This is a genomic window from Affinundibacterium baiyunense (assembly GCF_018139645.1).
In the GTDB taxonomy this organism is placed as follows: Bacteria; Pseudomonadota; Gammaproteobacteria; order Burkholderiales; family Burkholderiaceae_D; genus Undibacterium; species Undibacterium baiyunense.
Genome location: NZ_JAGSPM010000004.1, coordinates 147,798 through 163,002 on the forward strand (window position 1 = coordinate 147,798; position 15,205 = coordinate 163,002).

The window sequence follows — 15,205 nt, forward strand, 5'->3', positions numbered from 1 at the left end:
ATGAATCTGGCACTTTTTTGTAAAGTCGTTGATAACTTTGGCGACATCGGCATTTGCTGGCGGCTCGTACGCCAGCTCCGCAATGAGCATGCAATTGAGGTAACACTTTGGGTAGATGATCTAGCAAGCTTCAAAAAAATCTGCCCCGAAGTTTGTATAGAAAGCGAACACCAAACCGTACAACATATTCAGATACAACATTGGCAGCGACAAGATCAGCAATTTGAAGTCGCCGACATCGCTGATATCGTGATTGAGTTTTTTGGTTGCGATATTCCGCCCAATTACATTGCGACCATGGCGAAATGTCAGCCCCAACCAATTTGGATAAACTTAGAGGGCTTAACTGCAGAAGATTGGGTTGAAGGTTGTCACACCTTACCTTCTTCGCATCCGCAATATCCATTGACGAAATATTTTTTCTTCCCAGGTTTTAATAAAAAAACTGGCGGACTCATACTAGAAAAAGATTTACTTGAACAAGCACAACAGTTCAACTTAGAAAAACAAGAAAAAAATGCGTTTCTGCACAATTTAGGACTCAGTGACCAAGACGTAAAATCCTTTAAAATTTCCATGTTCTGCTACCCGCACGCACCCTTAATGGATTTACTGAAAACATGGGAACATTCAATCGAAAAGATTAGCTGCCTCATTCCCACGGGGGTAGCGCAAGACAAGATTGCTGGCTTCTTGCAATGCGAACCGCTGTCAGGGTCAAAGTATCAAAAAGGGAATTTGTCTCTGCATATCATTCCCTTTTTGCCACAAGCCGAGTACGACAAATTATTGTGGAGCTGTGATCTCAATTTCGTTCGAGGTGAGGACTCATTTGTTCGAGCGCAATGGGCAGGCAAGGCCTTTATCTGGCATATTTATCCGCAGGATGAGAATCTTCACCACAAAAAACTAAAAGCATTTTTAAATGTACATGATGCAGAAAGCCAAGCAAGCAAACTTTTCTCACTCGCATGGAATGGCGTTTCGCAAGCACCAAACTGGCCTGAACTGTGGTCAAACTTTAGAGCAGATCTCAACAGCATCCAACAGCTAAGCCTTGATTGGCAGCAGCAGATGCGAAATCTAGGCGATATGAGCTCAAATTTATTGAGCTTCATCAAAGCAAAACAGGAATTGGACAAAAAAATAGGTTAAAATACGCGGTTAATTTTTAATGTATTTTCCGATTCAATCTAAGCTGAGCTTGCAGGGCAATATTTTCAATATTCCAGTAGGCAACAGATGATTTTTAAGCAACCTACTTTTTACATAAATTACTATGAAACCTGCAAAAGAAATTCGCGTTGGCAACATCATTATGGTCGACAGCAAACCAATGATCGTATTGCGCTCAGACGTTAACGGCTCTAGCCGCACTGGCTTCACTTACAAGTGGAAAATGAAAAACTTGTTGACTAACAGCCCATTGGAAAACGTATTCCGTGGCGATGACAAGTTTGATGTTGTTGTTCTCGACAAAAAACCAGTAACTTACTCTTACTTCGCAGATCCATTGTTCGTATTCATGGATGCTGAATACAATCAATATGAGATCGAAGAAGAAAACTTGGGCGATGCATTGCATTACCTCAAAGACGGCATGGAATGCGAAGCAGTTTTCTATGATGGCAAAGCGATTTCTGTAGAATTGCCAACAACGATCGCTCGTCAAGTCATCTACTCTGAACCAGCTGTAAAAGGCAACACTTCTGGTAACGTATTGAAAGAAGCGAAAATCGAAAATGCGATTGAAGCACACTGCCATATCGTACAAGTACCATTATTCGTTAGCCAAGACGACATTATCGAAATCGATACTCGCACAAACGAATACAAGCGCGTAGTACGCAATTAAGTTCGCGTTATAGATTCACAAAAAAACGCTGTTCAATTGAACAGCGTTTTTTTTACTATTATTTCGCTCTGCGCTCTACAGACACAGGACGACTTAAAACCGCCCAATAAAAAACCCGCCAATTAAAGGCGGGTTTCTATTTTTACTTAAAGCAGTCACTACAACCAAACTGCAAAAGATAGCAACAACAACAATAACATCCACAATAAAAGTGCTCGCCAAACCAAACCTACCGCACTTTGCAGTGAGCGTGGATTTGCCTCCATGCCTGGCTGACTTTCCAACTCCAAACTATCAACGTCGACCGCACTAGCGTCTGCGTTCAACACCACCAAAGCCTTGGTCTCTGGCTCCCCCAAACGGACGCCAATTGCACCACCACCCGCCGACAGAATAATCCCAAGCAATTCATCACTCCAACGGCTCGCATAATTACGCCATGAATAAATCGCATCTTCAAAATTTCCTACTACAGCAAAAGCAACCGCAGTCAATCTGGCCGGCACCCAATCTATCCAATAAAACACTTTTTTCGCAAACTGGCCAAACTCCTCATTTTGCATGTGTTCAGGTTCACACCACTCTCTCGACAAAAATTCCGACATTCGATACATCACCGCACAAGCAGGTCCAACCGGCATCAAAAACCAAAAAAATACACCAAATACATTTCGATGCGAAGCAATCAAAGAACGCTCAACCGCACCACGCGCCACGTCAGACGCACTCATCGACGAACAATCCTTATTAATCCAATCGGACAAATATTTACGCGCAGCATCGTCATCACCAGCATTCAACGCAACTTGTATCGAAGTAAAGTAATGACTGTAACGACGAAACCCTAAAGTAAGATAGACAATAAGAACATTCCAAATAAAGGCAGCAAATGGATTCAAGTGAAGACACAACCAATAGACCAAAGCCGTTGGGATTGTGAGCGCGCCAACCACAATAAACCAACCAGTTCTTCCATGATGTGCTTTGCCTGCGTTACACCAAGCTTCGACCTTTACGGCAAAAAACTGTACTTGCGTATATACCGGATTATCCACTCTCAGTGGCTTGAGTTGCTCAATCAAGAGCGCGAAGAGTATGGAGAGAAATGTCATAGTGAGTCTGCAAACTTCCCTTTGAGGGATGACTTAGAAAAGATCTCCAGTGTAAACTGATTTGACCCGTTTATGAAGTAGATCACCTACTCAATCAGGTAGATCTGCACGTAAAAAATGGAATAAGTTACGCAGCATGCCAGCGGTTGCTCCCCAAATAAAATATTCTTGATATGGAATCGCGTAGAAACTACGCCGACCTCGGCCATCCGGAAAATCAAATTGACGACGTTGGTGATGTTGAGGGTTCATTAAAAAACTCAAAGGCACCTCAAAAATAGAAGCAACTTCAAATGGATCAGAACGAAAATTATAAGGCGGATGCACCAATGCAACCACAGGAGTAACCAAAAATCCTGTGCCAGTAAGGTATTCTGGCAAACACCCTAACACTTCAATCTGAGACTCCAGCAATCCCACCTCTTCTTGCGCCTCGCGCAAGGCAGTATGCTCAACGGAAGTGTCGCTTGCATCTACTCGCCCACCAGGAAAACTGATCTGCCCTCCATGATGATGTAGATGTGCCGCTCTTTGCGTCAATAACACTTGCAAACCTTGTTCACGTACAAGCAATGGCAACAACACAGATGCGGGCTTGAAGTCCATTCCTCGATACAAGCTTGATTCACCTGTATTTTCAGGCGACCAAGAAAGCTCCAACTGAAAACGTTGACGTAAAAATTCCAGAGACATTTTACTGCTTGGCAGCGCAGTTTCATCTGCGTACGAATGTATCTCTAAAGATTGGGGATCAAAGTTGAGTATCGCCATCATTACCGCGATCATGAAAAAAGTTCACAAACAAAAAAGGGATGCCATCGGCACCCCTCTTTCTAGAATCACAAAACAAACATTGTGTAGATTACACAGCTGCTGCTTTACGATTTGGCAATTTCTCTTTAATACGAGCAGATTTACCAGAACGGTCACGCAAGTAGTACAACTTAGCGCGACGTACGTCACCACGGCGTTTCACTTCGATAGAAGCGATCAATGGTGAGTACAATTGGAATGTACGCTCAACGCCTTCACCAGAAGAGATTTTACGAACGATGAAGTTCGAATTCAAACCACGGTTACGACGAGCGATAACAACGCCTTCGTACGCCTGAGCACGCTTACGTGTGCCTTCAACAACGTTAACGTTAACAACCACTGTATCGCCAGGTGCAAATTCAGGGATGTTTTTACCTAAGCGAGCAATTTCTTCTTGCTCTAATGTTTGGATCAAATCCATTTTTTCACTCCAATTACCATCTTGCTGACGCCTATATTCGCTTACGCTATTTTGCTCAGTAGAGGATGGGATTAAACATGTGAACTGATAACTGCTTCAGCTCACGCTAAACACATGCACTCATTTTGCATGTTTGACTCGCACATAAAGTCGCGAATTTCTTACATCGGTTTGAGCGATTTTAAAAATTGCTCATCCGCTTTACTAAGCAAACCCGCCTTGCGCGCTTGCTCGATTAATTCTGGGCGCTTTTGCCCGCTCACCAATAAAGATTGCTGACGTCGCCATTTTGCAATCTCTGCGTGATTACCACCTAACAAGACGGTTGGCACGCTTTGCTCTTCAAACACTTCTGGCCTAGTGTAATGCGGACAATCCAACAAGCCATTCACAAAACTATCTTCAACTGCCGACGCCTCATCATGCAATACACCTGGCAATTGACGAATTACCGCATCCATTAATGCCATTGCGGGCAATTCACCACCAGACAAAACAAAGTCACCTAAGCTAATTTCTTCATCGACTTCACGATCTAACAATCGTTGATCAACCGCCTCATAACGACCACACAACAAAACCAAACCATCTTGTGCCGCCCACTCCATCACGCGTGCGTGATTGATAGGTTTACCTTGTGGTGACAAATAAAGAACTTTAGGCTTTGTCAGACCTAGATTTTGCTGCCTTGCTTTCGCGGCATGCAGCGCCATCTGCAAAGGCTTGGCCATCATCACCATGCCGGGACCACCACCATACGGCCTATCATCAACGGTTCTATGTCTATCTGTTGTGAAATCGCGTGGATTCCAAAACTGCAATGCGCATTTATCTTGCTCAAATGCGCGACGCGTTACACCAGATTGCGTAATCGCAGCAAACATTTCTGGAAACAGCGTAATGACATCAAATTGCATTCATCACGCTCCAATAGACGAACATCGATCGATTCCAACAAATTTTGCTTTAATAATCGATGCCCCAGTCAACGACGATCTTCTTCTCTTCGCGATTAACCTCTTTAATGAAGTGATCCACGAAAGGAATTAAACGTTCATGCTTGATCAATTCTGCTTCGGGCACATCACTGCCAGCGACACGTAAAATTGATTGAGCACCGTTGTCCATCATAGCTCGAACAACACCAAGATTCTCACCTTGTAAATTCTGAACAGACAAGCCAATCAAATCGACCCAATAAAACTCATCTTGCTCTAACGCAGGAAAAGCTTGGCGCGACACTTTGACGACACATCCTTTCAAAGCTTCCGCAGCAGTCCGATCTGGAACTTCGTCCAATCTTGCCACCACATCTTCACCATGCACTTTTGAGCTTAATCGTTTATATTCACTTAAGCTTGGGGCACCAGCAGCTTGCGCGCTAGATTCTAACCAGAACGACGGCGCATCTAACAAAGCATCTGCAGTCGTCGAGTAAGGACGAATTTTCACCCACCCTTGAAGACCAAATGCCCCTGAGACATAGCCAACAATGACCAGATCATCAGGAGCAGATTGATTTGCAGATACTTGCACTGCCTGTCTTACTTCAATTACTGCAGACAATTAAGCTGCTTTTTTTGCTACTTGAGCAGCCAAACGTGCAACAGCTGGGGACATTTGTGCACCAACACCTTGCCAGTAAGCCAAACGATCAGCAGCAATGCGAACTTCTTCTGCATTGCCAGTTGCTACTGGGTTGTAGAAACCAATACGCTCGATGAAACGACCATCACGACGATTACGTGAATCAGCTGCAACGATATTGTAGAAAGGGCGCTTTTTTGCACCACCACGAGCTAAACGAATAACGACCATAATATTTCCAAAAAATTGTCAAAGGACGGAAAAAGCCGCAAATTATAGCCCGCAAAGCAGTATCTCTGCAAGAACTATTGAATCGTGGCTTCGTAAAACCTAACATTTTACCTGATTTTTGCCTTCGCTTTCTACGCTATTCCAAAGAAATTTACTACGCCGAATGAATTCGCCTCGATTCATCATGAATGCAGATCAAAAACAACAAATCCGATAAAATGGTTATTTACTCAAAAGCATTAAAAATTCCACTATGACAATCAGCAAACACAAAAACAAAACCCTTACTGTGTTGATTTGCCTCCTCTTTGGCAGTTTGGGAGCGCATCGCCTTTACCTATATGGAAAACGCGACAATTTTGCATGGCTGCATTTCATGAGCTTGCCAATTTCTTTTTTAATTTCAAAACTCTATTTCAATTTGAACTTTTTTATCACTTTCGGACCATGGATGCTATCGTTCTTAATCAGCATCCTAATGTGCTTAGTACTTGGATTAAAATCGGATGAGCATTGGGATGCGCAGTTCAACCCACACTCAGGGACAAAGAGTGCGTCCTCATGGCCCTTAGCGATTCTGCTTGTATTTAGCGTAGGCCTCGGTGCGATTTCCTTACTGTTTGTAATGGCACGTGGATTTGATCTACTTTACACAGGTGGCGCTTACGGCTAACAGCTAACAATCAAAAAAACAAATGGCGCCAAGTTTTTTTAACTTTGCGCCATTTTTTAACCCTGTCGAATTAAAAATTTAAAACTGATCGTTACTCAACGCCATCACGCCAGCACTTCCATCCACAATCGACACACTCAAACCAAACGCGGTCGTCAAGATATGATCGGCAAAGAACCGTGCTGTCGCCAGTTTTGCCTGATTAAAGCTAGCATCACCATCACCCGCTTGCAATTTAGCGTGCGCAATTTGCGCAGCACGCGCTAACTGCCAACCACCGAAGACGACCCCAGCTAATTTCAAATACGGAACGCTGCCTGAGAATACCGCTTTGATGTCAGATTTAAAATTAGCGACCACGAAGTTGACGACCTCTTCCAAAGCCGTTGCACCAACTGCCAATTGCTTAGCAATCGCTTGTAAATCAGCATTGCTGCTCGCTGCCAATTCAGCTTGAGTAGCACCAATTTGGGCAATAAAATGTTTTGCTACCGCACCCGCATCACGTGCTGTTTTGCGACCAACTAAGTCGTTCGCCTGAATTGCTGTAGTCCCCTCATAGATCGTCAGAATCTGTGCGTCGCGATAGTATTGGGCCGCGCCTGTTTCTTCGATAAAGCCCATACCACCATGCACTTGCACGCCAGTGGATGTGACATTCAAAGACATCTCAGTCGACCAACCTTTTACGATAGGCACTAAGTATTCGTAGGCTGCTTGATTTTGTTTACGTACTGCCTCGTCGCTTGCATGGTGCGCTTTGTCGCTCATTGCTGCAGCGACGTAAGCCAAGGCACGTGCGCCTTCGATTTGCGCGCGCATCGACATCAACATGCGGCGCACATCTGGATGATTAATAATCGCCACAGGACCTGGGGATCCAGCCAAATCACGTGATTGCACACGATCTTTAGCATAAGACACTGCCTTTTGATAAGCACGTTCTGCAACTGCAATGCCTTGCATGCCAACGCCAAAGCGTGCGGCGTTCATCATAATGAACATGTATTCGAGGCCACGGTTTTCTTCACCAACTAAAGTACCAATTGCGCCGCCATTATCGCCAAATTGCAGTACGCATGTTGGGCTAGCTTTAATACCAAGTTTATGTTCGATAGAAACACAATGCGCATCATTACGTGCACCTAAGCTTCCATCAGCATTCACCAAGAATTTCGGCACGATAAACAGTGAGATACCTTTCACGCCTTCTGGTGCATCTGGTGTGCGAGCCAAGACCAAGTGCACGATATTTTCCGCCATATCGTGTTCACCATAAGTGATGAAAATCTTCGTACCGAAAACTTTATAAGTGCCATCACCTTGTGGTACTGCACGTGTACGCACCATCGCCAAATCCGAACCAGCTTGCGGCTCAGTCAAGTTCATGGTACCTGTCCACTTACCAGATACCAAATTTTCGAGGTAAGTCGCTTTGTCGGCATCACTACCAGCAGTCAACAAGGCTTCAATCGCGCCATCGCTGAGCAATGGGCACAAAGCAAACGACAAGTTCGCTGCGTGCAACATTTCCATACAAGGCGTTGCTACCAATTTTGGCAAACCCTGACCGCCAAATTCAGTAGGATGTTGCATGCCCTGCCAGCCTCCTTCAGCAAACATCTTGAAAGCTTCTTTAAAGCCCTTAGTAGTGAAAACTTGACCGTCTTTCCAATAGCTAGGCTCTTGGTCGCCAGCCCAATTCAAGGGTGCAATGACTTCGCTGGTGAACTTCGCACTCTCTTCCAATACTGCCTCCACCGTTTCAGGCGTCGCATCTTCACAGCCAGGTAAGGCATTCACATCAGCAAGACCCGCCAATTCATTCATGACAAACAAAATGTCTTTTAATGGGGCAACGTAGCTCATACAATCTCCGAATAATAAAATTAATTTTTTTGCCGCGGAAGCATAAAGGGCGCAGAGATCACCCAAGTTTTCTCTGCGCCCTCTTCGGCTTACGAATTCTTTGCGTCAATGTCACCGTGATTTTTCAACATTTTCACGCATCTTGAACCGTCATTCCCGCAAAAGCGGGAATCCAAATTTAACACACTGACTTGAGCAAACATGGATTCCCGCTTTCGCGGGAATGACGTGTTCGCATGTTTTTAAACTTATCCCAATTCCGTTACCAATTGCGGCACGATTTCGAATAAGTCACCAACAATACCGTAGTCCGCTACAGAGAAAATCGGTGCTTCTGGATCTTTGTTGATTGCCACGATGGTTTTGGAATCTTTCATACCAGCCAAATGTTGGATTGCGCCAGAGATACCGACCGCGATATACAAAGTTGGCGCAACGATCTTACCTGTTTGACCCACTTGCCAATCGTTTGGCACATAACCCGCATCAACCGCTGCACGAGATGCGCCCATTGCTGCGCCGAGTTTGTCAGCTAATGGCTCTAAAACTTTAAATGCATCTGCAGAACCCAATCCACGACCACCAGAAACGATCACTTTCGCAGCCGTCAATTCTGGACGATCCGATTTCGCCACTTCGCGTGATACGAAAGCAGACTTGCCGCTATCAGCCACTGCGGCAACTGTTTCAACCGCTGCAGAACCACCTGTTGCCGCTGCATCAAAACCTGTTGTACGAACCGTGATCACTTTGATCGCGTCGCTCGATTGCACTGTCGCGATCGCATTACCTGCGTAAATTGGACGTTCGAATGTATCAGCAGATTCCACTTTCGTGATTTCTGAAATTTGTGCAACGTCGAGTTTAGCTGCAACGCGCGGCAAAATGTTTTTGCCGTAAGCGGTTGCTGGTGCCAAGACATGTGTATAGCCAGAAGCAATCGTCAAGACTTGCTCGGCGACGTTTTCTGCCAAGCCTTCAGCGAAGTAAGCAGCGTCTGCGTGTAAGACTTTGCTGACGCCAGCAATTTGTGCAGCGGCTTGCGCGACAGTGCCAGCATTGTGACCAGCAACCAATACGTGTACGTCACCACCGCATTTAGCAGCGGCAGTAACAGTGTTCAATGTACTTCCCTTCAAGGAAGCATTATCGTGTTCAGCGATGACGAGTGTAGTCATGATGTTTTCCACTTGTTTCCGCAAATTCACAAATGAATTTGCTTAAAAATTTGATTGAAATGAATAAGGAAAAATGTTCTCAAATAAAAAATTTAGCCGATCACTTTGGCTTCGTTTTTCAATTTGCTGACTAATGTCGCAACATCAGGAACAATAATGCCGGCTGAGCGCTTAGCTGGCTCTGCGACTTTCAAAGTCTTGATACGAGAAGTCACGTCCACACCCAAATCGGCTGGTTTGACGTTATCCAAAGTCTTCTTTTTCGCTTTCATGATGTTTGGCAAAGTCACATAGCGAGGCTCATTCAAACGCAAGTCGGTTGTCACGATTGCTGGCAAGGTCAAACTCAAAGTTTCCAAGCCGCCATCGACTTCACGCGTCACTGTCGCCTTACCATCTGCAACCACAACCTTAGAAGCAAAAGTCGCTTGTGGCCAACCCAACAATGCTGCCAACATTTGACCTGTCTGATTGCAATCATCATCAATCGCTTGCTTACCCAAAATGATCAATTGAGGTTGCTCTTTGTCTGCCAAAGCTTTCAACAATTTTGCGACTGCCAAAGGTTGTAGTTCTTCGTCCGTCTCAACCAAAATACCGCGATCAGCGCCGATCGCCATTGCTGTACGCAAGGTTTCTTGGCATTGCGCAACACCGCAAGAAACAGCGACTACTTCCGTTACTACACCAGCTTCTTTTAAACGGGTCGCTTCTTCCACAGCGATTTCATCGAATGGATTCATAGACATCTTGACGTTAGCAACATCAACGCCAGAGCCATCGGATTTGACGCGGACTTTAACGTTATAGTCAACCACGCGCTTAACTGGTACTAAGACTTTCATAGTTTTGCCTTTACTGTGCTTACTAAGATAATTGAGATAAAAAACGAAGAATAAAGCTAAAAAATTCGATTGCTAGTCTACGCACGCAGAAAATCAAAAATCAAATTTGCTGACACTAATTGACGTAAACGTAAAGCAGATGATTATAGATGTTAACAGGAAACGCGTCTGCATTTTTAGAACGTTCGTTCTTTTTTATGAAAACTGATGAATTCCTCTATGAAATCACTTCGTTTCGATAAAAAAAAACCACAAAATAATTTGTGGTTTTTACACTTTTCCGAGATCTCTCGCTTCAAACTGTCTCAAAATTTCTCAAATAATCAATCTTAATCAAGATTGTGTATGGAGCAAAATTGACTTGTAGCAAGCGACTCTTGTCTATTTGCGCTTCAAAAAATATTCGAATTCATTGCTTGCTTCTAAATGCGACAATAATTCATTACCGGTTTGCTTGGAAAACGCTTTGAAATCGCGTACCGAACCTGGATCAGTCGCTATCACCCGTAAAACCTCACCAGTTACCATTTCAGATAAGGCTTTTTTTGCTTTTAAGATTGGAAGCGGGCAATTGAGGCCGCGGGCGTCCAGTTCTCTATTGAATTGCATGGTTTTTCCTGAAGCTAGAAAATAAACTTAAACCGATTTATCCAGCAAGCAAAGTCAAATCTGAATGCTGAAACATTGTGCAGGTGATTTTACCGTAAATTCCTAAATATTGTGCGTCGCAACAAGAAAAATCACTTTTTCTTTCGAAGTTTAGCAATTCAAAAAAACAAATGTAATAAAAAGTTGCGATTTTTTTATAAAGATAAAGGGTTAAGCATAGTAATAACCCTTTATCAGTTCACATCACCACCAACAAGTAATTACAGCTTAGCAGTCAACCAGGCTGGAACCGCCGCCAAAGCTGCAGGCAAACTATCTGGATTGGTACCACCAGCCTGCGCCATATCTGGGCGCCCACCACCTTTGCCACCCACTTGCTGCGCAACAAAATTGACTAAATCACCCGCTTTCACTTTCGCAGTGCAATCAGCGCTCACACCAGCGGTCAAACTCACCTTACCATCAATTACCGACGCCAATACAACCACCGCAGTTTTCAGCTGATCTTTTAAGCGCGTAACGGAATCACGCAAGGCATTTGCATCAGCACCGTCTAAAGTTGCCACTAATACTTTGACGCCATTGATCTCCGTCGCTTGGGACAACATCGCATCTGCTTGGTTAGCCGCTAATTTTGACTTCAATGCGGCAACTTCTTTTTCCAACGACTTCATTTGCTCTTGCCATTGATTCAAACGAGCACCGATGTCTTCTGGCTGCACTTTCATTGTTGCAGCTACTTGGCTGATACGCGCAGTCATATCTTGCACCAGATTAAACGCAACTTCACCCGTCACCGCTTCAACACGACGAATACCTGCAGCAATACCGCCCTCAGCTACGATCTTGAACAAACCAATATCGCCAGTGCGATGAACGTGTACACCACCGCACAGTTCGCGTGAAGTACCAATGTCTAAAACACGCACTTCGTCTCCGTATTTTTCACCAAACAAAGCCATCGCACCGTGTTTTACCGCATCGTCAAACGACATCAGTTGCGCTTGCGTCGCGACGTTCGCCAAAATTTCACGATTCACGATCACTTCAACTTGACGAATCTCATCAGCGGTCATTGGTGCATTGTGGCTAAAGTCAAATCGCGTTTTTTCTGCGTCCACCAAAGAACCTTTTTGCGCCACATGGGAACCCAATACTTCGCGCAAGGCTTTGTGCATTAAATGGGTAGCAGAATGATTGCGAATCGTATGCGCGCGTAATACTTTATCGACTTGCGCACTCACCGCATCACCGACTGCTAAGCCACCAGCACTTAAAGTACCATGATGACCAAATACATCGGCTTGAATTTTCTGGGTGTCCGCAACCACAAAGCCAACACCGTTAGCAGCTTGCAACACACCCGCATCGCCACATTGACCGCCTGATTCCGCATAGAAAGGTGTAACATCTAAGACCACGATCGCGGCTTGGCCAGCTTCAATTTTTTGTACCGCAGCACCATCGACGTACAGCGCAATCACTTTACTGTCGTAGCTCAATTGTTCGTAACCGACAAATTTCGATTTCTCACCGTTGTACTCGATCGCCGCGCTCATTTTGAATTTACCAGCAGCACGTGCCATCTGCTTTTGGTTTTCCATCGCGGCATCGAAACCAGCTTCATCCAATACCACGCCACGTTCGCGGCAAATATCGGCCGTCAAATCTAATGGGAAGCCATAAGTGTCATATAGGGTAAATGCGGTATTGCCGTCGAGATTTTTGCTGTCTTTAGCAAGCGCCGCTTCCAAAATCTTCATGCCATGTTCCAGTGTTTCGCCGAAACGTTCTTCTTCTTGTTTCAACACTTGCGCAACACGCTCGCTAGCTTCCGCCAACTCTGGATACGCAGCGCCCATTTCTTTTACTAAATCTGCAACTAATTTATAGAAAAATGGTTTAGTTTGGCCTAGCTTGTGACCGTGGCGTAATGCACGACGCGTAATACGACGCAATACATAACCGCGGCCTTCATTGCCAGGAATAATGCCATCAACAATCAAAAAGCCCGCGCAACGAATATGGTCAGCGATGACTTTTAACGAGTTGTTGTTCAAATCAGTACAGCCAGTTTCACGCGCGGCTGCTTTGATCAAAGCTTGGAAAGTGTCAATCTCGTAATTGGAATGAACATGCTGCAAAACCGCAGCAATGCGCTCCAAGCCCATGCCCGTATCTACGCATGGTTTTGGTAGTGGATGTAAAACACCTTGTTCATCTTTATTGAACTGCATGAAAACCAAGTTCCATACTTCGATAAAGCGATCACCGTTTTCGTCAGGAGAACCTGGAGGACCGCCCCAAATTTCTGGACCATGATCATAGAAAATCTCACTGCACGGACCGCAAGGGCCTGTATCCGCCATTTGCCAGAAGTTGTCAGAAGCGTAGCGCGCACCTTTGTTATCGCCGATACGAATGATCCGTTCAGCTGGCACACCAATTTCATTTTTCCAAATATCGTAGGCTTCGTCGTCTTCTTGATAGACGGTGACAGTTAACTTCTCTTTTGGCAAGCCATAAGTGACAGTCAATAATTCCCAAGCATAGTTAATCGCATCACGTTTGAAATAATCACCAAACGAAAAATTACCCAACATTTCAAAGAAAGTGTGATGGCGCGCAGTGTAACCAACGTTTTCTAAATCATTATGCTTACCACCTGCACGTACACTACGTTGTGCTGTCGTTGCACGCGAATAGCTACGTTTATCTTGACCTAAAAATACATCTTTGAATTGGACCATGCCCGAGTTGGTAAACAACAAAGTCGGATCATTACCTGGAACCAAGCTTGAAGAGCGGACAATGCTATGTCCTTTGGATTCGAAGAATTTGAGGAATTTTTCGCGAATTTCTGACGAGTTCATAGTGTATTTAAAGGCAAAGGCCATGCAAAAAGTAAATTTAACCTTTGATTATACGTGAAGAAGCAAGCATTTTTCTTCTCGAAATAAAAAAGCCACTTAGTGCACACACTCGAACTCTTACCAAGAATTTTACAAAACAAATGAATCAGTTTGCTTCTCAGCTTAATTTACACTCAATCACAACGCTTTTTTATCCGCTGCGCAGGAGGCCAACTCCATATCTAGTAGCTCTTCAATAACTTACTTAGAGAGCCATCTTTACTACCGCGTTCGATTGCTTTGTCGATTCTTTCAATCACATCCTGAAATTGCTGTTTACTGCTAGCAAAATGAATGGTATCGACAAAAATAGGATTCAAAGAAACGTTAAACCTACGCCCATTAAGCTCCGGATCGTTAAAACTTGCGATGATTTTTTCATGCAGTGCTTGATCAATTTGATCGCGACTAATAAGACGATTAAACGGAATCAAAATCACGTCGCAGCGTTTAATAAGTAATTTCTTAAATCGCTCTTGATAAGACAAATAATCTTCTTGAACGGTAAACAGCACATTGCGTGCGCGTTCATACTCGATACCGTGAGAGATTCCAACACTCGCCACGACGACTTTGTCCTTCAAATCCTTGAGATCGGCGATCTGCGCATTTTCTTCGCCATAAGAGATCGCCCACAATGGAAAGCTTAACACCGGTGCCGAGTAATGATATTGCGCTAATCGTTCAGTGGATTTTGAAAACCCGTAGATAATTCCCTCGCCTCTTAGCACTTCACGTTGCGCACGCTTCCAAGGCAAAGTCACGATAGAAAATTTTAAGTTAGCTTGACGCTCAAAATAATCAAAAACCCGCAAGACTTCTGGAGTGATGGGAATGTGCTTACCTTTTCCGTCGATATTTTCCGGGTAATACAACTTAACCTGACGAAGCGTTTCCGCTTCAGACTGCCCATTGACGAGATAAAGGCAGGAGACAAGTAACAGGTGCAAAAGGAAATGACGCATAAATAGGATGAATATGATGAAAAATTCAGCACTAACGGGATGCGTCGAGTATCAACGATTTTTATCTTTTACCCAAGAAAATATTTCCACACTACATCAAAATTACCACAACACTTTCTAATTTTTTCAATG

At 44.3% G+C, this 15,205-nt stretch carries 15 protein-coding genes; 3 read left to right on the forward strand and 12 right to left on the reverse strand.

Going from position 1 to position 15,205, the window contains the following annotated elements; genetic code table 11:
• Together earP and KDM92_RS08300 are read left to right on the forward strand one after the other, a co-directional pair.
• Complete coding sequence (gene earP / locus KDM92_RS08295; RefSeq protein WP_212683900.1) at positions 1 to 1,155, forward strand: elongation factor P maturation arginine rhamnosyltransferase EarP; 1,155 nt, start codon at positions 1 to 3, stop codon at positions 1,153 to 1,155.
• 124 nt (positions 1,156 to 1,279) lie between these two features.
• Positions 1,280 to 1,855, forward strand: coding sequence for an elongation factor P (locus KDM92_RS08300; protein WP_189344834.1), 576 nt, complete (start codon positions 1,280 to 1,282; stop codon positions 1,853 to 1,855).
• 158 nt (positions 1,856 to 2,013) lie between these two features.
• On the opposite strand, the gene KDM92_RS08305 is transcribed toward KDM92_RS08300, so the two are convergent.
• The 6 genes from KDM92_RS08305 to rpsP all read right to left on the reverse strand — a co-directional run bounded on the left by KDM92_RS08305 (position 2,014) and on the right by rpsP (position 6,022).
• On the reverse strand, positions 2,014 to 2,967 hold the full coding sequence (locus KDM92_RS08305; protein ID WP_212683901.1) for a CobD/CbiB family protein: 954 nt from the start codon (positions 2,965 to 2,967) through the stop codon (positions 2,014 to 2,016).
• Between the two features lie 90 nt (positions 2,968 to 3,057).
• Positions 3,058 to 3,738, reverse strand: coding sequence for a CoA pyrophosphatase (locus tag KDM92_RS08310; RefSeq protein WP_212683902.1), 681 nt, complete (start codon positions 3,736 to 3,738; stop codon positions 3,058 to 3,060).
• A 91-nt stretch (positions 3,739 to 3,829) separates the two neighbouring features.
• Entirely contained in the window at positions 3,830 to 4,204 is a 375-nt protein-coding gene (gene rplS, locus KDM92_RS08315) for a 50S ribosomal protein L19 (protein WP_189344836.1), read from the reverse strand.
• A gap of 161 nt (positions 4,205 to 4,365) precedes the next feature.
• Positions 4,366 to 5,121, reverse strand: a complete 756-nt coding sequence (gene trmD / locus KDM92_RS08320; RefSeq protein WP_212683903.1) for a tRNA (guanosine(37)-N1)-methyltransferase TrmD — start codon at positions 5,119 to 5,121, stop codon at positions 4,366 to 4,368.
• A 49-nt stretch (positions 5,122 to 5,170) separates the two neighbouring features.
• A complete protein-coding gene (rimM, locus tag KDM92_RS08325) occupies positions 5,171 to 5,770 on the reverse strand; it encodes a ribosome maturation factor RimM (RefSeq protein ID WP_230408243.1) in 600 nt (199 codons plus the stop codon).
• Positions 5,771 to 6,022: a 30S ribosomal protein S16 gene (rpsP, locus tag KDM92_RS08330; protein ID WP_189344838.1), complete on the reverse strand. Its 252-nt coding sequence runs from the start codon at positions 6,020 to 6,022 to the stop codon at positions 5,771 to 5,773.
• A 478-nt stretch (positions 6,023 to 6,500) separates the two neighbouring features.
• Here rpsP and KDM92_RS18560 point away from each other — a divergent pair, with 478 nt between their 5' ends.
• Complete coding sequence (locus KDM92_RS18560) at positions 6,501 to 6,695, forward strand: hypothetical protein (protein WP_230408244.1); 195 nt, start codon at positions 6,501 to 6,503, stop codon at positions 6,693 to 6,695.
• Positions 6,696 to 6,773: 78 nt separating this feature from the next.
• On the opposite strand, the gene KDM92_RS08340 is transcribed toward KDM92_RS18560, so the two are convergent.
• The 6 genes from KDM92_RS08340 to KDM92_RS08365 all read right to left on the reverse strand — a co-directional run bounded on the left by KDM92_RS08340 (position 6,774) and on the right by KDM92_RS08365 (position 15,073).
• Positions 6,774 to 8,564 (reverse strand): acyl-CoA dehydrogenase, encoded by a 1,791-nt coding sequence (locus KDM92_RS08340; RefSeq protein ID WP_212683905.1) that lies wholly within the window; start codon positions 8,562 to 8,564, stop codon positions 6,774 to 6,776.
• A 248-nt stretch (positions 8,565 to 8,812) separates the two neighbouring features.
• Positions 8,813 to 9,742, reverse strand: a complete 930-nt coding sequence (locus tag KDM92_RS08345) for an electron transfer flavoprotein subunit alpha/FixB family protein (protein WP_212683906.1) — start codon at positions 9,740 to 9,742, stop codon at positions 8,813 to 8,815.
• A gap of 92 nt (positions 9,743 to 9,834) precedes the next feature.
• Complete coding sequence (locus tag KDM92_RS08350) at positions 9,835 to 10,587, reverse strand: electron transfer flavoprotein subunit beta/FixA family protein (protein ID WP_212683907.1); 753 nt, start codon at positions 10,585 to 10,587, stop codon at positions 9,835 to 9,837.
• 381 nt (positions 10,588 to 10,968) lie between these two features.
• Positions 10,969 to 11,196, reverse strand: a complete 228-nt coding sequence (locus KDM92_RS08355) for a sulfurtransferase TusA family protein (protein ID WP_189344843.1) — start codon at positions 11,194 to 11,196, stop codon at positions 10,969 to 10,971.
• 260 nt (positions 11,197 to 11,456) lie between these two features.
• Complete coding sequence (gene alaS / locus KDM92_RS08360; RefSeq protein ID WP_212683908.1) at positions 11,457 to 14,069, reverse strand: alanine--tRNA ligase; 2,613 nt, start codon at positions 14,067 to 14,069, stop codon at positions 11,457 to 11,459.
• Positions 14,070 to 14,290: 221 nt separating this feature from the next.
• Entirely contained in the window at positions 14,291 to 15,073 is a 783-nt protein-coding gene (locus tag KDM92_RS08365; protein WP_212683909.1) for a substrate-binding periplasmic protein, read from the reverse strand.
• Positions 15,074 to 15,205: the final 132 nt, after the last annotated feature.